The organism is Pseudocalidococcus azoricus BACA0444 (genome assembly GCF_031729055.1).
Classification (GTDB): Bacteria; Cyanobacteriota; Cyanobacteriia; order Thermosynechococcales; family Thermosynechococcaceae; genus Pseudocalidococcus; species Pseudocalidococcus azoricus.
The window spans coordinates 44,015-63,243 of the sequence record NZ_JAVMIP010000004.1 but is presented as its reverse complement, the minus strand read 5'-3'; the positions used below and the strand labels follow the sequence as shown (position 1 = coordinate 63,243).

General features: G+C 48.0%; 17 protein-coding genes. 9 read left to right on the top strand and 8 right to left on the bottom strand.

All coding sequences use genetic code 11. The features are described from left to right. Window position 1: 1 nt before the first annotated feature. Window positions 2-736 (bottom strand): 3-oxoacyl-[acyl-carrier-protein] reductase, encoded by a 735-nt coding sequence (gene fabG, locus RIF25_RS06360; protein WP_322877709.1) that lies wholly within the window; start codon window positions 734-736, stop codon window positions 2-4. A 3-nt stretch (window positions 737-739) separates the two neighbouring features. Here fabG and RIF25_RS06355 point away from each other — a divergent pair, with 3 nt between their 5' ends. From RIF25_RS06355 to RIF25_RS06320, 8 genes are all read left to right on the top strand, one after another. Beyond that, a complete protein-coding gene (locus RIF25_RS06355) occupies window positions 740-979 on the top strand; it encodes a hypothetical protein (protein WP_322877708.1) in 240 nt (79 codons plus the stop codon). Between the two features lie 374 nt (window positions 980-1,353). Next, window positions 1,354-2,826, top strand: coding sequence for a TldD/PmbA family protein (locus RIF25_RS06350; protein WP_322877707.1), 1,473 nt, complete (start codon window positions 1,354-1,356; stop codon window positions 2,824-2,826). Between the two features lie 67 nt (window positions 2,827-2,893). After that, window positions 2,894-3,919, top strand: coding sequence for a ligand-gated ion channel (locus RIF25_RS06345; RefSeq protein WP_322877706.1), 1,026 nt, complete (start codon window positions 2,894-2,896; stop codon window positions 3,917-3,919). Window positions 3,920-4,679: 760 nt separating this feature from the next. Next, window positions 4,680-5,834: a response regulator gene (locus RIF25_RS06340; RefSeq protein WP_322877705.1), complete on the top strand. Its 1,155-nt coding sequence runs from the start codon at window positions 4,680-4,682 to the stop codon at window positions 5,832-5,834. 40 nt (window positions 5,835-5,874) lie between these two features. Further along, window positions 5,875-6,243 carry a response regulator gene (locus tag RIF25_RS06335; RefSeq protein ID WP_322877704.1) on the top strand — a complete coding sequence of 123 codons (369 nt, stop codon included), beginning with the start codon at window positions 5,875-5,877 and terminating at the stop codon, window positions 6,241-6,243. A 24-nt stretch (window positions 6,244-6,267) separates the two neighbouring features. Beyond that, entirely contained in the window at window positions 6,268-6,768 is a 501-nt protein-coding gene (locus tag RIF25_RS06330; protein ID WP_322877703.1) for a chemotaxis protein CheW, read from the top strand. Next, a complete protein-coding gene (locus tag RIF25_RS06325) occupies window positions 6,765-8,339 on the top strand; it encodes a methyl-accepting chemotaxis protein (RefSeq protein ID WP_322877702.1) in 1,575 nt (524 codons plus the stop codon). The genes RIF25_RS06330 and RIF25_RS06325 overlap by 4 nt, the downstream gene beginning before the upstream one ends. 27 nt (window positions 8,340-8,366) lie before the next feature. Beyond that, complete coding sequence (locus tag RIF25_RS06320) at window positions 8,367-11,093, top strand: hybrid sensor histidine kinase/response regulator (RefSeq protein ID WP_322877701.1); 2,727 nt, start codon at window positions 8,367-8,369, stop codon at window positions 11,091-11,093. 38 nt (window positions 11,094-11,131) lie between these two features. Here the strand turns inward: RIF25_RS06320 and RIF25_RS06315 are convergent, their stop codons facing one another. The 3 genes from RIF25_RS06315 to RIF25_RS06305 are packed head-to-tail and all read right to left on the bottom strand — an operon-like array spanning window position 11,132 to window position 14,651. Then, window positions 11,132-12,313 carry a hypothetical protein gene (locus RIF25_RS06315; protein WP_322877700.1) on the bottom strand — a complete coding sequence of 394 codons (1,182 nt, stop codon included), beginning with the start codon at window positions 12,311-12,313 and terminating at the stop codon, window positions 11,132-11,134. 16 nt (window positions 12,314-12,329) lie between these two features. Next, complete coding sequence (locus RIF25_RS06310) at window positions 12,330-13,070, bottom strand: class I SAM-dependent methyltransferase (protein ID WP_322877699.1); 741 nt, start codon at window positions 13,068-13,070, stop codon at window positions 12,330-12,332. A 12-nt stretch (window positions 13,071-13,082) separates the two neighbouring features. Further along, complete coding sequence (locus RIF25_RS06305) at window positions 13,083-14,651, bottom strand: glycoside hydrolase family 3 N-terminal domain-containing protein (RefSeq protein ID WP_407682348.1); 1,569 nt, start codon at window positions 14,649-14,651, stop codon at window positions 13,083-13,085. 35 nt (window positions 14,652-14,686) lie between these two features. On the opposite strand from RIF25_RS06305, the gene RIF25_RS06300 reads away from it, so the two are divergent. Continuing rightward, a complete protein-coding gene (locus RIF25_RS06300; protein ID WP_322877697.1) occupies window positions 14,687-15,661 on the top strand; it encodes a YihY/virulence factor BrkB family protein in 975 nt (324 codons plus the stop codon). A gap of 18 nt (window positions 15,662-15,679) precedes the next feature. Here RIF25_RS06300 and RIF25_RS06295 read toward each other — a convergent pair whose 3' ends face one another. From RIF25_RS06295 to RIF25_RS06280, 4 genes are read right to left on the bottom strand one after another with little or no spacing between them, the layout of a single operon-like run. Then, window positions 15,680-16,387, bottom strand: coding sequence for a PulJ/GspJ family protein (locus RIF25_RS06295; protein ID WP_322877696.1), 708 nt, complete (start codon window positions 16,385-16,387; stop codon window positions 15,680-15,682). Further along, the gene (locus RIF25_RS06290) at window positions 16,363-16,893 is read right to left on the bottom strand and encodes a type II secretion system protein (protein ID WP_322877695.1); all 531 of its coding nucleotides are present in this window, start codon (window positions 16,891-16,893) and stop codon (window positions 16,363-16,365) included. Before RIF25_RS06290 ends, RIF25_RS06295 begins: the two co-directional genes overlap by 25 nt. Next, window positions 16,871-17,593, bottom strand: coding sequence for a type IV pilus modification PilV family protein (locus tag RIF25_RS06285; protein ID WP_322877694.1), 723 nt, complete (start codon window positions 17,591-17,593; stop codon window positions 16,871-16,873). Before RIF25_RS06285 ends, RIF25_RS06290 begins: the two co-directional genes overlap by 23 nt. Beyond that, window positions 17,590-18,969, bottom strand: a complete 1,380-nt coding sequence (locus RIF25_RS06280) for a hypothetical protein (RefSeq protein WP_322877693.1) — start codon at window positions 18,967-18,969, stop codon at window positions 17,590-17,592. The genes RIF25_RS06285 and RIF25_RS06280 overlap by 4 nt, the downstream gene beginning before the upstream one ends. Window positions 18,970-19,229: the final 260 nt, after the last annotated feature.

Here is a 19,229-nt window from a genome sequence, read left to right as displayed (position 1 = left end):
CTTAGGCCATGACCATCCCACCATCCACATTCAACACTTGCCCCGTAATATAAGCCGCCGCTGGATCCAGAGCCAAAAACCTGACCATCCCTGCCACTTCCGCAGGTTGTCCAAATCGTCCGAGGGGAATGTACTTGAGAATTTCTGCCGCATCCAGGTCTTGGGTCATTTCCGTAGCAATAAACCCCGGCGCAACTGCATTCACCGTCACCCCACGACTGGCAAACTCCTTGGCAACTGTTTTTGTAAAGCCAATCACCCCCGCCTTGGCCGCACTGTAATTGGCCTGGCCGGGATTGCCCATCAGTCCAGACACGGAAGCGATGTTAATAATTCGTCCTGATCGCTGTTTCAGCATGATGCGACTGATAGCTTTGGTACAGAGAAAAACCCCCGTCAAGTTCAGATCAATCACCGCTTGCCAATCTTCAAGACTCATCCGCAGAAGTAAGGTATCTCGGGTAATTCCGGCATTGTTCACCAAAATATCTACCCGCCCCCAGGCCTCGGTGACAGTTTTGACCAAGGCATCCACTTCATCCGTTTTGGAGACATCGGCCTGCACCGCCATCGCTACCCCACCTTGGGCCTGGATTTTCTCCACCAGGGCCTGGGCTGCGGCCGCCGAGCGAGCATAATTGATGGCTACCTGAACGCCCTGGGCCGCCAGCGTCAAGGCAATCTCCTGACCAATACCACGGGACGCGCCTGTGACAATTGCCACTGATGTACTCAAGGGGTGATACTCCTCAATAACCGTTTGCTGATTAACCTATTGCTCCAATCTTCCCAAGGAAATGTCCACCATGCAACGGCTAGAGCCGAAGAGACTCCCTGGGGCAACCTGGATACGCAGGATACTCAACTCGGTGCCTACCCCTCTGATTATCCCCATGTGGCTGGTGACGATCCCAAAAGTGGCACTCAGATGATGAACAGCCCTAATCAGGGAGACTACTATGAATTCAGTGAGGAGTGATTCGCAAACAGAAAGCTTCAGGGTCGAAACACGGCAAGACTCCTGGAGCTTTTCTCTTTGAACTATAATTTTTGCTCTCAGGCATTGACACCCCACATTATTCAAACTCACAGAATTCAAAACAGTCAGAGTCAACTTTTCCGAGTCAACGTTCTAAATTTTTGCCTCAATCTATCCCAGGCCTGGGCCTGTTCACTCACATTGACTCACGTTCTGCCCCGCACTCAAGCATTGACTAAAACCTTGAGAAATACCCATCGGGTCAACTCTGATAATTCTGGGTTAGCTGAGATTTGTTAAATTTGTAAAGACATCGCGCCCCAAAAGCCCTACCTCTCTCACCCTTCCGGTACTGATCAAGGACATATTTTTTCATGGCTCCTGCAACTTTGCTGATTTCCCACGAACTGCCCAATCTCACCTATGCCCCCAATTCCGAACGCTTTGATCTGTCTTGGGAAGCTCCGTTATCTACCTTGCTGGGCCTGGGACGAGCCGCCGGAGCCGATTTAGTTGAATTTTTCCTGGAACGGGTCAACTACATTAGCTGCTTGGCTGAAGAAGATAAAATCACCAGCATTTCGCCGCGCTTAACCACTGGGGCCGGGGTGCGGGTGTTCCGAGGAACGGGGGATTGTTATGTCAGCACCAACGATTTAAGTTTTGCGGGCTTACGGGCCGCCCTTGAAAAAGCTCTATTGTTGCTCGGTCTCAATCTCCCCAGTGCCCAGGCCTATGTCCCCGAAATTCATTTGGAGCTACTCCGGGATTACAGTGGCCAGAAGGGGAAAGATTTTTGGTTGGGAACCTGTAGCTCGATCCAGGAAACGGGGGAGATTCTCTTAGGGGCCAGTGCTGAAATTGCCCGAGCGACCCAGCATTTGCAATCACGGCGGATTAGTTATTTTCGCGATTGGCAGGAAATCTTGGTGGCGGCCAGTGATGGCACGTTTGCTCGGGATATTCGTTTGACCCAATCCGCTGGAGCCTCGGTGTTGTGTGCAGATGGAGAGCATCGGACTTCCATTGGTGAGCGCAAAGGAGATACCAGTAATCCTGATTTCCTCCGGGCCTGGGACTATCAAACCACGGCGGCTGATGTTTCCGAAGCGGCGGGGCGGATGCTGCGGGCTGATTACATTGAGTCAGGCACTTATCCGGTGATCATGGCTAACCAATTTGGCGGGGTGATTTTCCATGAGGCCTGTGGGCATTTACTGGAAACAACCCAAATTGAGCGGCAAACGACCCCATTTATTGATCAAAAAGGGGAGAAAATTGCCCATGAAAACCTGACGGCCTGGGACGAGGGCATTTCCAGCGGGGCATTTGGCACGATTGATATGGATGATGAAGGGATGCCGGCCCAACGGACTCTTTTGATTGAGCGGGGGATTCTGAAAAACTTCCTCAGTGATCGGGCTGGTTCTTTACGGACTGGTCATCCTCGCACCGGGAGTGGTCGCCGCCAGAGTTATGCCTTTGCTGCCGCGTCACGGATGCGAAATACTTATATTGCTCCCGGAGACTACTCTCTGGATGATCTCCTCGCTTCCGTAGATAAAGGACTTTATTGCAAACGAATGGGTGGTGGCAGTGTTGGGGCCACGGGACAGTTTAACTTTGCGGTGGAAGAAGCTTACCTGATTGAAAACGGCAAAATTACCAAACCCCTCAAAGGCGCAACGCTGATTGGGGAAGCCAAGGAAATTATGAACCGGATTTCCATGTGTTCCCAAGATCTGGGCCTGGCAGCGGGTTTTTGTGGTTCTGTCAGTGGCAGTATTTATGTGACGGTCGGACAACCCCATATCAAGGTAGATAGTATTACGGTGGGTGGGCGTTAGATTGTATTCAAGGGGATTCAGATGGGCTTGGGTTTGGGGCCTGGGCTTCTTCCTTTTGGTTGTCGGTATGGGGCATCCCCCCGGCCTGGCAGAACCTCCCCCGATGCTGAGCATTGCCGCAGATATTCAACCCATCACCGGCCAATTAAAAGCTCAAGCTCAACTGCCCCTACAACAACCTGTCAAGATCAAGGCTGGCATTTTTGTCTATGACTTTGGGGAGATCAATCAAGTTCTCCAAAATTATCAATTAAACACAATTATTTGGTTGAGTTGGCAGGATTCACGCTTAGCCTTTACTCCCGATTCAGCGGACAAGTCAGAAAAATTTATACCCCTAGCATCAATTTGGTCTCCTGATGTGGAAGTTGTCAACAGTGCTAATTTGGAACTTCCCAGTGATGGTGATGTCACTGTTGAGCCAGATGGAACCGTGACCTATATTCGCAGACTCAACTTAAAATTATCTTCAGAGTTAAACTTAGTTCGTTTTCGATTTGATCAACAGCAGTTAAAGCTAATTTTAGAATCTGGCAACTATACCAGTAATCAAGTCGTCTTCACCGTTAGCCCCAGGCCCAGTCAGTGGCGAAAAGAGGTTTTTATTAGCGAATGGAACTTGGAGAAAATTACCCAAGACGTTGTTACTACCCAACTCGTGCCTGAGGCAGATGAAGAATCCCAAGCTCGGTTTGCGATTCATATTCAACGGCGGAGTGGCTTTTATCTTTGGCGGGCATTCTTACCATTAATTCTGATTGTCATCGTGGCCTGGTTATCTCTTTGGGTTCCCCTCTTGAATGTCCCCACTGGCCCGTTTCCGCTTTCCATTGGGGCACTACTAACGGCAATTACGTTTAACTTTAGTATTAGCAGCAGCTTACCACGAGTCAGTTACTTAACCTTTTTTGATGCTTTCTTTTTGATTTGTTGTATTTCCATCTTTTTAACCCTAGTTGTGAATGTTTATCTGACCAAACGACAGCAGGAAGTGCAAATGGAGACAAAAACAATTAGACGCTTAGGCCGCCGACTGATTCCAACTAGCTTTCTGGTTTCTTTAGCCATCATTATCCTCGTGTTCTTAATCTAGGCCTGGTTCAAGCCTCAGTAAGACTATGCCTTCTCATTTTTAACTAGCACATTGAACCTATTGAGAGTATTGACTCATAAAAATCTCATGTTATAGCGTTACGCAGACTGTTTTGAGAGCGTGGAAATCTTAAAAAGACTGCCCATAAAACATTTCCTGATTTGTCCCAATAAGAGCCCTAAATGAGTAACGCTATAGGAGCCAAAGGTTTTCTAACTGGCCCTTACCAGTCCTAATCTGGACAACCCGATATGGCTTGGGGGCGTAGCTTAAGGCATTTGAACAATATAACCAGTCAGGCTGATCAAAGCTCAGATAAGATCCGTTGATAATCAGCATTGGATTATGCATAAAACCTGATGATATCAATAGGAAATTTTAATTACAGGCCTGGCTAAAATCTGGAAGATACTGACTAATAGGCGGTGGGGGTAACCATAAAAAGTCTTTCCTCCGCAGCTCCCCAATTTCATAGTGTTTTCCATCCCCGAGGAATTGTTAATTTAGATACATTTTACTAGAGGAGATTTCTCTAAGCTGTACCAAGGGGGTTGTAGTCAAAATCAAATCAGTGAGATATGATGCCTACACATCTTTGAGTCACTGAAACTTTAGCTCAGTGAAAGGGGTGTGGACTAAAGACTTTAGAGGGGAACTTGAGGGGAAGCTATATTTGCTTATTGAATAGGTTCGTAGAGTTTTCGATTCCGACTCAACACGACACAAATACTACATACCTTGAGGATTAGCCACAGCGACCATGACACACACCACCTTACCGAGTTCTAACACTGCTCCTCCGAAGCCGACAGCGAAGGGCAACCCAATGGTGTTTCCGGCCAAGGTACTTCAGAAAATTACGGCATCTCACTTGTCTGGCCGGTTTACTTTTTTCGATCCCAACGATAAATCTGTGATCTGGCAACTGTATGTGGGCAATGGTCAACTTCACTATGCCAACAGCAAAATGGGACAGCCAGAACGGATTGCCTATGTGCTACAGCAGATTGGGGTCCGGCTGCCCGCCAACTTTACAGAAAACCAGACCGACTATCAGTGGCTTTGTCAGTTATGGAAAGTAGGCACAGTCAATCTGACCCAACTTCGCAAGCTGATCTTTCTTCTCAGCCAAGAAGCCCTAGTCCATTTGCTGGCCTTGCCCCAAGCGGAAGTTGAGTTTGACCGGGTCTTGGGCCTGGAGAATTTAATCTTATCTGTGCCCATTCGCCAGGCCATTCTGCCGATGCGCAGCGAAATCTCTCAGTGGGCCCAACTGCGGACTATCATCAGTTCTCCCTTCCAACGGGTGACCATTACGAACCCCAACAAACTCCAGCAATGCCTTTGGGAACATAGCACCAACTTAACCCTCTTTAAGGGACTCACTACCCATCTCACCCCTGGTGTCAGCATCTACAGCTTGGCGACAAAGCTCAAACTATCCACCTTCGACACCGCCACCATTCTTAAATCTCTGATCGCCGAGGGTGGAATTGATGTCGGCCCCTTTGTGAAACCCAAACAAGAGCAACGCCCAGTCGTGGCTTGCATTGACGATAGTAAAACTGTGCAGCGCAATGTCCGGCTCATTTTAGAGACATCGGGTTATCAGGTCATGGGACTGACAGAACCAGCCCGAGCAATTACCGCCTTAGCCCGGCAAAAACCGAATTTAGTCTTGATGGACATTACGATGCCGGAGGTGGATGGGTATGAGCTTTGTCGAATGTTGCGCCAGTCTGATCTCCTCAAGGATGTACCCATTGTGATGTTAACTGGACGGGATGGGCTAATTGACCGGATTCGGGCCCGGATGGTCGGCGCAACAGACTATTTAACCAAGCCATTTACCCCCCAAGAATTACTCACCTTGGCAGAACGTTTTGCCCGCCAGGCCCGGCCAACAGTCGCTTAGCCAATAGGAAGCAGAAAGCAGGAAAAGGACGATACAAAGCATGAAAACAGTCTTGGTTGTCGAAGATTCGCGCACAGAGCAACAATTGCTGACGGGTTTATTGGAACGGTCTGGCCATAGGGTTGCCTTGGCTGAGTCAGCAGAACTGGCCTTAACATGGCTGGCTGAAAATCAACCGCCGGATTTAATTGTTTTAGATATTGTCATGCCTGGAGCCAATGGCCTGGAGTTATGTCGGGAAGTCCGAGCTAAACCAGCCCTTAAGGAGATTCCAATTGTGTTCTGTTCATCAAAGGATCAAGAATTTGATCGGTTTTGGGCCTTGCGACAAGGGGGGAATGCTTACATTACTAAACCCTATGATCCTGATGAACTGCTGGAGACTGTTGCCGAATACTTACACGATTAAGGGCTAGGGCAAATTGGGGGAGTTATGGAGCAAGAGTTTTTCCATATTGAATTGACTAAATCTGTGCATATTGCGGTGCCATTAGCCCAAACAGCAGAAGTCTTGACGCTGGAAACCTCAGAACTTTGTGTCATTCCAGGGGTTGCGCCAGCCTTGTTGGGGGTTGTCAATCAACGGGGGCGGTTACTCTGGATGGTTGATTTGGAATACCTCTTGGGGTTACAGCCAACCCACACCACTAAACGCCGCCGCTCCCCAGCCCTAGTTGTTAATTGGCTTCCCGATCAAGCTGAAGATCAAGAGACTGAGTATCGTTTGGGTTGTCTGACGAGTCATCTGCGGGGAATTGTGGCCTGCCAGGCCAAGGACATTAGCCCTGTGCCCCCCCGTCTGGAACAACGGATGCATCAATTTTTCTCAGCGTGGATTCATCCTCCTGGATACTCCTTACTGAAATTAAACGTTGCAGCTATTTTTACTGCCGTACAACTGTACTCTTCCCCTACCTCAATGGCCCTCCTATGACTCTGACGACTGATTCCCTCACCACCTCTGGGGGTATTCCCAGTAATGATGCCTATTTTGAAGCGATTATTCGCCAAGATGTGGCCGCCCTCCAGCAAATCGTTACCGCTGATCCCCAGGATTACCTGGCTCAATTTAGTTTGGCCACAGCCTATGAGCAGCAGGGTTTAACAGCAGAAGCAACCGCCATTTATCAACACCTTGTGGCCGAAGATGAGCATGGCTTCTATGGCATCAGTGCCCAAAATAGTCTGGCCGCCATTGCGGGAGAGCCGATTCATGCTCCAGCCCCAACTCCTCCTAAGGTTGCCCTGACTCCACCCCCAACAGTTTTTAGTTTTCTCGGCGGCAGTGATAAGAAGCTCCGGGCAGAGTTGAGCCAATTACTCAATATTTTCCATAATCACGGAGAAGATTGGAGTGCTGAGTTACCACAGGTGGCCTGGCAGGATCCCCAAGTGGTTGGATTGGTGGGCTATTTACAAAACATTGACCAGAAAATTCAGGCTTTTTACCAGACCGTCACCGATTTAGAGGCCCAACGCCGCACCGAAGCTCAACAGCAAAAACAAGAACGCCTCCGAGTTCAAGAAGCTGTGATTAACCTCCTATTGGATATTGAGGGGGCCCAGCGGGGAGATTTAACTGTCCGGGCCAAGGTGGATGAAGGGGAAATGGGGTCTATTGCTGACGCGTTTAATGCCACCGTGCGGAGCTTGCGAGACATTGTGACCCAGGTGCAAGCGGCGGCAAACCAAGTCCAAGAGGCGGCTCGTTCCAGTGAAACATCCGTCCAACGGTTATCCAGGGAAGCCCGAACCCAGGCCGAGGTAATTGCCAACACCCTCGAGTCCGTTGCGAATATTGCCCAGTCCATTCAGACCGTTGCCGCCTCGGCCCAAGAAGCCGCCCAAATTGCCCGCCAGGCCCGGGAATCGGCCCAAGTTGGGGATCAGACCATGGATGCCACCGTGGACAGTATGGAAAATATCCGCACCAGTGTGGCCGAAACCTCAAAACGGATGAAACGCCTTGCGGAATCCTCCCAGGAGGTCTCGAAAATCGTTAACATCATCTCCGGGATTTCGGAAAAAACCAACCTTTTAGCTTTTAATGCCTCCATTGAAGCAGCGCGGGCGGGTGAAAATGGGCAGGGGTTCCGGGTCGTGGCAGATGAAGTCCGCCGACTGGCAGAACGGGTTACAGACTCGACCCACGAGATTGAACAGTTAGTCACTGGCATTCAACAGGAAACCGCAGACGTTTTAAGCCAAATGGAAGCCAGCACAACCCAGGTGGTGAAAGGGACACAACTGGTGGCCCAAACTAAAGATACCCTCCAAGGCCTGGCCAGTATCAGCCAAAAGATTGATGCGCTACTAGAAAGTATCTCTAAGTCCACCGTTTCCCAGACAGAAGCCTCTTTAGTGGTCAATGAAACCATCCAAGAAGTTGCGACCATTGCCCAAACCACCTCCTCAGAATCAGAAGGGGTGGCCAGTTCGATGCAGACATTAGTATCCGTGGCTGAAACACTACAAAGTACGGTCTCACGTTTCCAAGTTGACTAGCGGAAAATTGTCTTAGGTGGATGCCCTATGCCTCTGAATGCTGCTGACCTTGATGCCATTACCCGTGAAGCCCGCCTTTGCTTTCTCCAAGAGGATGCGCCGGAATATTTGGGGATGCTGGAACAGGGAGTCCAGGCCCTGACTCGTCAAGCTCAACCATCCCTCAGCGCCTATTCAGAATTGATGCGGGCAGCCCATACCCTCAAAGGGGGTGCAGGTATTGCCCAACTACCTGATTTACAACAGGTTGCCCATCGCCTAGAAGACTTGCTCGAAGCTTTACATCAGGGCCGGGCCCGCGATTACAGTACAGCCCATGAGTTGTTGGCCTTGGGGGTTGAAGAGATTCACGGGCTAGTGGTGGCCGCAACCGAGGCGCAATCCCCCCAACAAGACCCCAACCGCAATGCCCTGCTCCAGGCCCTAGATCAATACCTAAATGATCTCCCCAGGGAGTCCCCACCTCCAACAATCAGCCCCAGCCGGATTTCCCCAATTGTCCAAGCTGTCTTAACAACGGATTTGGAGGATAGCCTCAAGCAATTAGAAGCGGCCCAGGCCAAGCCAGAATTTGTTCTCAATGGGGCCCTCGATAGCTTTTTAGTAGAGACCAAACTCTTGGGGCAAACCCTGAACCTGGCCTGGCTGACAGAGGTTGTGGCACAAATTACCGCCCTTCGCAGTGAGGCCCCTCTCACAGAGTTAGTCCCGGCCATCATCAGTGAAATCCGGCTCCAACGGGCAGACTTTCTGGCCGGAAAACTTACGTCAACCCCTCAGAACCCAACTCCGACAACGCCAGAATCTTCTCCATCTTTAGAGCCAACTTCTCCGTCCCCCCAATCCCCCCAACCTCCTCAACTAGAACCAGCCCCAAAATCTGAAGTAGCATCCCTGAATTTGCGGATCCCACTCACTCGGATGGATCGGATGGGGAATACGGTCAGCGAGTTACTGATTAGTCAAGAACGCCTAAATCTCTACCAGGCCCAGTTTCAGCAAATTAGCCGCGAACTCAAACGCCGAATTAGCCAATTTGGGCCGATTCGAGAACAGGTGCAAACCCTCTATGACCGCCTGGCCACAACACCAAGCCTCAAAGCAAATGGGCATCATTTACCCCTAGGGGTCTCCCCTGATCCCGCTCCGGAATTTGACAGTCTCGAATTTGATCGCTACACAGAACTTCATTCCACTCTGCAAGACTTTCAGGAAATCATGGCCCGGATTCAGGAGACAGGGGCCGACATTGACCTTCTGAATCGGGAACTGCAAACAGCTTTGGATGATGGGCGGCAGTTTCTAGGCAGTTTACGGGCCGATCTAACCGATGCCCGGCTTGTCCCTTTTCGAGTCGTTGCAGAGCGATTTATCCCGGCCCTGAATAGCCTTAGTCAACGCTATCAAAAACCCCTCAGCGTGGAAATTCATGGGGAAAATACCTTACTAGATCAGGCCATTCTGGAGCAACTGAAAACCCCACTCACCCACCTTGTCCGGAATGCCTTTGATCATGGGGTTGAGCCTGCCGCAGTCCGTCAACGCAATGGTAAACATCCCACCGCAAAAATCATTCTCTCGGCTAAAGTGTCGGGGAATCAGGTTTTGATTAGTGTGATGGATGATGGGCAGGGGGTGAATCTGGAAAAAGTGACCCAAAAAGCTGTCCAAAAAGGGCTGTGTCCGGCTGAGGCGGTTTCCCTATTGACGGAAGAGCAGATTTTAGAGTTTTTATTTGCTCCCGGATTTTCTACAGCGGCGAAAGTAGGGGATTTATCGGGGCGGGGTGTCGGCCTGGATGTGGTGCGGCTGCAAGTGGAGCGATTGCGAGGGACGATTCGGATCAGCACCAAACCCAAACAGGGCACAACGTTCACTTTGGCCTTACCCCTAACTCTGAATATTCTGCCCTTATTGCTGTGTCAAACCCATGATTTTACCCTGGCAATTCCCTCTGTGAACATCTTGGAGGTGATTAAGCTGTCCGAGTTTATGGAGCCAGGCATCCCGACAACCAGAATTATCTGGAAAGATCAGACGATTCCCTATGCCCCGCTACAACAATTTTTACCCTATGCTCGCCCCACCAAAGCTGCTCCCCTCACACCTGTAATTGGGGTGGTGGTGGAGGTAAATGAGCGACCCATGGCTGTAGGGGTGGATGCTTTGCTAGAAGAGCGGGAGTTTGTCTTAAAACCCTTTGACATCACCATTAAAGTCCCTCCCTATGTGATGGGCTGTACAGTTTTGGGAACAGGTGCGGTTGTGCCCGTCCTTTCTCCGCCTCAGTTTGAACTTTTACTCCAAAGCCGTCCAGAATTACCAGCCACTCCCCCACTCACCCCTCCGGTGGCCCGGATTACGCCAGTAACCCTGATGATTGTAGATGACTCGGTGGCGGTGCGGCGGCTCTTAGAGCGGGTCTTAACCCAGGCCGGTTATGGGGTAATTTCCTGCCGAGATGGACAAGAGGCCTGGGAGCAATTAAATCGAATTGATGATCCGGTGCAGTTAATTATTTCAGATGTGGAAATGCCGCGCATGGATGGGTTTGCTCTGTTACAGGAAGTCCGCCATCATCCCCAATGGGAAGCTCTCCCGGTGGCAATGCTAACATCTCGCAGTGGTGATCAACACCGTTACAAGGCCCAGCAACTGGGAGCAAATGCCTATTTTGTCAAGCCGTTTCAACCTGTTGATTTAGTAAACCAAGTGGCCACGCTCATTCGAAAATCAGCCTATACTCCTGTTTGATCCACTCTGCCAAAGGTTTAACAGTCAAAGGTGTAACGTTAACCCCGTTTTTGCAATGCCATCGTCGCCGTGGGAATTGCCGCAACCGCAACCGCATTGATCCATCTTGGACCGGGGTTAAATGCCACAATTACAGCTGCAATGGCCGAGGAAATCCACAAGGTTTTTTGGATACTGCGGCGAGATGTACGGACTAATTGAGCCTGGTTTAAGGTAGCTTGATTCAGGTTTTGTTGTAATTCTTTGCCCCAGGCCTGGAGTTGATGGTTTTGAGCATCTAATTGTTGAATCTGTGAGTTTAAGGTGGCGATTTGCGTTTCTAGTTGGCGTTGAAGGGCTTGATATTGCTGAATGAGTTGTTGACGATCTTGGTTTAAGGCTGCGACTTGATTTTGACGTTGAATCTCGGCCTGGGTTAATTGCCGTTGTAATTGTTGCACTTGTTGCCGAAAGGGTTGTAGATTTTGAATTTGTTGTTGGAGATCAGCTAACTCCTGTTCTAACTCAACAAGATGCTGCTGTTGTTCTTGGAATTGGGCAAGTTCAGCGAAGAGATTCCTCTTTTCTGCCTGTAAAGACTTAATTTCATTCCCAGATACAGTTAATTCATTTTCTTTTTGAGCCAGATCAGCAAATAACTGATTGATTTCATCATTTTTTTGGTCAATCAACTGCTGATTTTCGTTCAGAATTGCCTCTAAGGTTTGCTGATCTTCAACATTATTTTGAATCGTATCAAGAGAAATTGAGTGGGTCAGAAAGTGAATTTCTTGATTGCGAATGTAAAGTTGTTGCCTTAAATTTTCAATTTCATTTACTAATGTTTGAAGCTCTGGAGCTTCAGCGACCTCGACATTAAATGTTAACCATTTCCTCAAGGTTGATCGAATCTCTGGCTCGACAATAAATTCTTGAATGAGTTTCTTTTGTTTAGGAGTAAATATTTTTTGTAATTCACCTCTGACTTGGCGGGCAGATAAATTATCATTGCAATCATCAATTGTAATGTAACCCGAATAATTGGGATGCTCAAAATATTCATCATGCTTATAGATTTTGTGATCCCCAGGAGTACGATCTAACCACCAGCCTTGAGACTCTGCAATAGATTTTAGTTCTCGTGCTGGACGATTTTTACTTTCTGATTTGATGGCATCAATGATTTCTTGATTGCTATTGATTAATTGCTTCAGCTTTTGATGCACAGACTCAGGAAACATTGACCACTCCAGAATTTTAGATTAGCTGGGTTGAAATTATTGTAATTGGCTTGTGGGTTAACCAATCTTGCCAGTATGATTCTCCCCACTCTTGAATACCTTCAGGAGAAACTTCAGGATCAATCCAGTCAATGGGCGCAAACCCGGCCTGGAGAAAAGTTTGCTCGTAAGTCCTTGGGCTGAGGTAAAAATCAATCACCTTAAACTCAGTCCCATCGGGCAAAATGAAACCAACTTCTAGGGGAGTTCCCTCTGTTAAAGGGAGTTGGGCGGTTTTAGTAAAGCCATAGGGAGCACAGATATTAAACGTTTCCGGGGCCTGGCCGAGGTTGTTGGTGATGTTGATGGTTCGACCTTGGGGGTGAAGATTTCTGGCAATGGCCTGGAGCATTTTCAGGAGGGTAGGTCGATCGGGCGCATGATTGACCAAATAGGAGGAAACCACTAAATCAAACTCACCAATCTTCCCTAGTTCAGTCACATCGGCCACTAAATATTCAACTCCGAAGGGATTTTGGATTTCAGCCGCCCTAGCTAAGGCAATCATTTCCGGAGAAATATCTACACCAACAACCTGAGCCGCCCCCTGTTGTTTGAAATAACGACTATAAACCCCTTCCCCACAGGCCAGGTCGAGGATTTTTAGCCCAGTGACATTCCCAATTAGGTTGAGATATGTATAGGCTTCACTGTGCCAACGAAAGGGTAAATTCCGCGAGGCCTGGAATAAATTGGCAATGGTGTCGTATTCAGCCATGATTTTTATGAGTTAGGGGTGACGAAAGAGGGTTTCAATGGCAAGATTTTGAGCCAAGAGACTATGGCCATAACTAAACACATAGGCAATATCTTCCGGGAGATTGGGCTTAATACTGTCTAAAACGTAGGGACTACCATAAATGACGATCCCAGCAAAATTGTCTGAGGCGATGAGTTGCTGAAGTTTGGCCTGGGCTTGCTGACTTAATCCGGCCAGGCCCCGAAATGGATTACCACGACTAAAAACTTGCACCAGTGTTGGTTGCTGCGCCCTTTGATTAAACTGTTCTAATCGAATATGACGATCAATTAATTCCAGTTCCCTAAAGCCAAACTCTACAGGTAATTTCACCGCCGGAGCATTCCGACTTAAATAATCTTGGTGGAGCCAGTCATCAACAATCAGACAATTAATTCCGTTGCCAATTTCTAAAGCTGAACAGGCCTGGTCGCTAACAATTTGCGATGCCCTTAGGATATCTTCACTGAGTTGCCAGTCTTCTACCTGAGAGAGTGAATCTAGTCCAAAATCTGACGGCTTAGAAAAAATTCTTGCTTTAGCGGCAAAGATTCGGGTGACTGATGCCTCGATCCGTTGACGGCTAATTTCTCCCGCTTCTACGGCCTCCACAACTGCTTGAATAGCTCCGGGTGGGTCAACGGGCATCAACAAAATATCAGCACCTGCTTTGACGGCCATGACTGGGGCCTGATTTGCACCATAACGATTGGCAATGGCTCCCATCACGAGGGCATCTGTGACAATTAACCCCTGAAATCCTAAGTTGAGACGTAATTCCTCAGTTAAGGCTTGATAAGACAAGGTGGCCGGCAAGATGGCATCTAAGGCGGGAATTAATAAATGCGCGCTCATGATTGTATCTACCCCGGCGGCAATTGCGGCGCGAAAAGGTGGCCATTCCAGGGTTTCTAGACGGTTACGGTCATGGGGTAGAACAGGCAAATCTAAATGGGAATCTGTGGCTGTATCACCGTGGCCGGGGAAATGCTTCGCTGTTGTCAAAACTGGATAGGTTCTGGCCCCCTGAATGAATGCGCTGGCTAACTGACTGACAATTGCGGGAGTTTCTCCAAAGGCCCGGACATTGATCACTGGATTGGCCGGATTATTGTTAACATCCACCACCGGAGCCAAGACCCAATTTAAGCCAATGTTCAGTGCTTCCCGCGCCGTACAGGCCCCCATTTGAGTGGCGTAGTTTTGGGCGAGTTCGGGTTGAGTTTTGGCAATTTCAGCTAAGGCCAATGGAGGTGGAAATTCTACGCCCCCTGAAAATCGTTGCCCAACCCCCTCTTCAATATCCGCCGCTAGTAGTAAAGGAACCGGGGCCTGGGATTGCAATCCTTGACAGCGATGGACCAGTTCCGCCGCACTGCCACCGAGGAAAATCACACCCCCAACTCCCAACTCCTTAACCCAGTGGTTGAGAATATCTACAGGTGGCTCCCAGGCCGGATACTGAATTTGTTGATCAAAAATATGACCACTGGCCCGCACCACGACCATCTGGGCTACTAATTGAGGCAAGGAAAGCTGTTCAAGCTCTAGCGATGGCATTTTAACCTCAACCACAGAGTAATTCCCAATTTATCATGCCCCTCCAGCGAAATAACGTCCACCGCACCCGTCTCCCCACTGCCCGGATCATCAGGTATTTCCAGTCTGTAATCCTACCGGCCAAACCTGTCCAACTGCTGATTCAAACCGGGCGACTTTGGAGTCAAAATCAGGGTAATCAGATGGCCGCAGCCCTGGCCTACTATGCTCTGTTATCACTCTTTCCGCTGCTGCTTGTGGCACTCAGTGGCCTGGGATATTTCCTGGGGCCGAGTAGCGCAGGCTTTCAAACCATCAAAGCCAGTATTGAACAATTCCTCCCCGAAACCGTTCATGATCTGGTTCAGGAGACAATGTACGCCCTTCATCAAAGTAGTACCGGAGCCGGCCTGGTGGGGTTTATTCTCCTCCTATTTTCAGCCAGTACAGTTTTTACTAGCTTAAGAGTTGCGATTAATCAGATTTGGCAGTCCTCATATTCCCGCCCCCAACGGCCATCCTTACAAGGGGCAGTGCTTTCAATACTGCTCAATAGACTGTTAGCTTTCTTATTAGTAATTGGTACAGCATTACTACTCTTTCTTTCACTAATCATTAATATCCTGGTCGAATTGATTTTAACGTTGATTGCGGCATTTCAAGATAGCTTCTCTCTGCTCCAACTTGATCATCTCAAACTAGCCCAGGCCTTGCAGGGTGTTTCATCCCTCTTTCTCCTCGGCCTCGCAACCAGTATTCTGTTTAAGATCTTGCCATCAACTCGAGTGCAGTGGCGTGATATTTGGCTGGGGGCACTCCTAACAACAGGACTCCTCAAAGGATTACAACAGCTAGTTAGCAATAGCATCATTACAATTGGCAGTCACTTTCTCTCCTATGGGATCATCGGCAATGTGATCATCTTACTGCTGTGGATCTATTTAACCTGTGCAATTTTTCTGCTGGGGTGCCAACTGTCCTATGTTTACGCGCATCTCCTCGGCAGTTACCGCCCTAGGGGCCTGGATTAAGAACAACCCCCATCGGCCTTACCGTCCTCGTACCGCTACCCGTGTCGCTTGGCCTGGCATTGTGACCCCTCTTGATCCGCGCCCAAAGATATGAATCGTTACAGCCCGTGAGTTTTCAATACAGGCATAAAAGCCATTTGTCCCAGTTTGAGTTCCCGAAGGACAAGTAAAACCTCCTGTAGGTGTTTGAACAGCATCCATCAATTCATTTGTCCCAGAACCACCCACCGAAGGTAATGTAGCAGGAGGATTAGGAGGGAACCAACTTTCATCGCTGTTTTTAGAAACTCTCATTATCATACCTGGCCTTAACCAAACAGCCTGACTAGCAGAACAAGTGCTTATATCGCGATAGTAATAAATTGTATGACGTACTTTAATTCCTCCTTCAGTTGGTGCATTGATATGATTATCACGAGTACGAATATGAAGAACTGGGGTATTAACATTACAAGTTGTATTTGGGACTGTATAGCCAGTAGGTACAGAGACAGAATAAGCTTCTCGAATATCCTTGGATATATAACTTAAAGCACGATCAATTTCGACTCTGCGCTCACCATCAGCTTGACTATTTTTATCAAACCCAAGAAGGCTCACTAATGCATATCCTAAACCAGCAACAATTATGCCAGCCATTAAAGCACCAATGAGTAGCTCAGTTAAAGTAAAACCCTTGTTAATAAGTTTAGATGAATTCATTATTGGATTTGAGTTGATGTGCAAGTACTACCAGAATATGTTCCGTTTCTCATAATGCCAATTCCTGATGAAACTACTAAGCATCTTTGTTGTGCACCACTATTGGGTATACTTAGAATAAATGTTGTTGAATTACCAAAGTCTGTTTGTCCATCATTTTTAAAAGCAAAATCAGGGCCTCCAGTAAACTGAACTTCAATGTTTGGACTCAAGAAAGAACCCAAGTCATTCTTAATTACCCGTGCCCCTGTAACCAAACATTTATTACTTGGATCTGTATCCGTTAACGTCGTCACACCACCCGAAGTGCTGACTGTAAAGCTACAGTTTTTACCATTGCGAATTGCCTCTCGTTGAGCTTCCTTAAATGTGCCTTCAACTTTTACTAGTGCATCTTTAATTCGTTGATTGTTTAGCCAGCGCAAAAAACTAGGGACGAATACGGCAGCAAGAATCCCGATAATGACCACTACTACTAACATTTCTGGTAAGGTAAATCCCTTGGAATTAGGGACATTTAATCGCCGCATCGGGAATCACCTCCGTATCAAGGGTTGCAATAGGTGTTGTTTCGCCTTCTGGAACGACTTTATAGGAAATTTGCAGGACATTAAAAGGAGCAGTAGATGAAATAGCTGGTGTTGTTCCCCCCCCGGCACTACCTCTAGTTAAGGTATAGTTTTTCCCGCCGATTGCTTTAGTTGTGGTTGCAACAGCAGGCAGATTTGTCCGAAGTGCAAAGGCAAACCCGTTAGCTTGAGTTGAGGCATTACACATATTGACGGCAGTGACATTGGCATTAGCAGATTGAACAGTGGTCATCCCCGAAGAGAGGGTTAGAGTAGTTCCCGAAATTCCGCTCACTGTGTAGTTATTGGGGTCAGAGCCGACACGAACAATATCCCCAGTGGCAAACCCCGTAGTCCAACCCACTGTTAATGTTGTTGCTCCCACCGTAGTCGCCGAGCTTAAAATTGTTGATTTATATGCCGCTGCTAAACTTTTGACTTGTTCTAAATCTTCTTGAATCCAATTTTTGGCCGTACTGGATCCCCGTCCTTGAGAGGCCAACACCAACGCATAAACCATGAGTTGTAATGAGGTTGTCACAAACAATAAAGCTATCAACATCCCGACAATCACCTCTACCAATGAGAAACCTTGATGATTGGGTTTTATAGGTAAAGAACTGCGGAATTGAAATGCTGGGAGAGTCAACAATTGCTTCATGGTACGTTCACCCGTTCCCACTTACTAAAAGTATCCATGCTCAGAGGCAGAACACTACCAGGGGGACTAATGGGCGGTAATGTTGGTTGCAATATTGTCCAGGCCACGCTTGCCGGTTCAACCGTAGTCGTTCCTTGAGATAAATCAATTGTTTTTGCCCAAATCATCCCCTTAAACCGAGTTGTGTAAAGATTTTGACCAAGGGTAACAGTTGCATTAGGAGCAATAATAACTGCCTCTGTTGTGGTTTGTAAGTTTGTTCCACCACCAACTGTATGACGACTAGCAAAAGAAATTTCATTAGTCGAAGATGTTCCAATAATCTTAAAGTTTTCTGGAACACAACCAGTTACGATTGTAGAACCATTGGACATTCCATCAGGGGGAGAGTCTGTATCGGTACAATCATGTCCAATCTTAATTCGAGTTGTTGAACCACCTCCTAAAGATAGTAAAGAACGCAAGTTTCCTGTTAAATAAAGTGTTACTTTTTGACCTGGAGTGACAATTAATCGTGATGATCCAGGATCAGTATAGTAATTGATAGAAGCTTGGTAAATATACTCGCCATTCGTACCATTCACTGTATCACCTGCCCTTGGTAATCGCGTAACTACCGCTGGTGAACCAGTTAAATTGCCTAAATCATATGCTCCAGGTGGTGTTGCCAATGGCGTAGGTAAGGTTTGGGTAGGATTTGAAACTACAGTTCCCGCTGCAATTCGATTACCTACACCAACTGAAGAACTAAGAGTTCCGCATTTCGCCTCAATAATTCGGTGGCCAGATGTTGATAAAACTTGCGTCCCTGAACCTGGGAAAGTATAGTTTTCAGCCCAGAGTTCTGGTGGACTACTGGCAGGAACCACACTCCTTGATACCGGAATACTAACCCGCAATTGGGTTTGGGATTTTACCTCACTGCCAACAGTCGTATCTCCCCGCAAGGCCAACGTCCCAGTTCCCGGCACAGAAGTCGGGGCAGTGTAACTCACTAATTGAAATTGCCCACCATCCACACCCACTATACTGTTCAAACTATTAGCTTCAGCATAGGCACTGTTAGAAGAATTACAACCCAATGCGTCCAACGGAAGACCTGTGGCCCCAGCCCAAGGAAAATTTTGCCGTAACAGCCCCCGATGGCGACTGAAAAAATCCTGCATCCGCGCCAGGCCAACTTCGGCAACCGCGATACTCCGTTCTGAGGCTTTTTGGGCTGAGGCCGTTGTGTTTTGAGTTTGCGAACGGAAGGTCATTGTCACCGCAACTAAGAGCATTAACAGACCCATGCCCATCACTAAAGGCAACACAAAGCCCCGTTGTCGGAACCGGAACCGCCGCAACCGCGACTTTGAGTATCTTCCCCGCCACATATAATCAACTCACCTAACTTCGGAACTTGAATCTAAGGAATCAGTCTTGAAATTCAACCCCAAACAATCACCTAGGTCATCTTGGCCGTATTAACCCATGCAATGATCAAAAGAGTTTGATAACTAGGAGCGTTTCTAATGAATCGAGCTACCTTAAATTGAGTCGCCAATCTATCAACACACAACTCAGTCGCAAGCATATCAAATCTCCCCTGGCCTGGCTGTTACCTCGACTACTTGCCTGACCATCAAGGATTAAT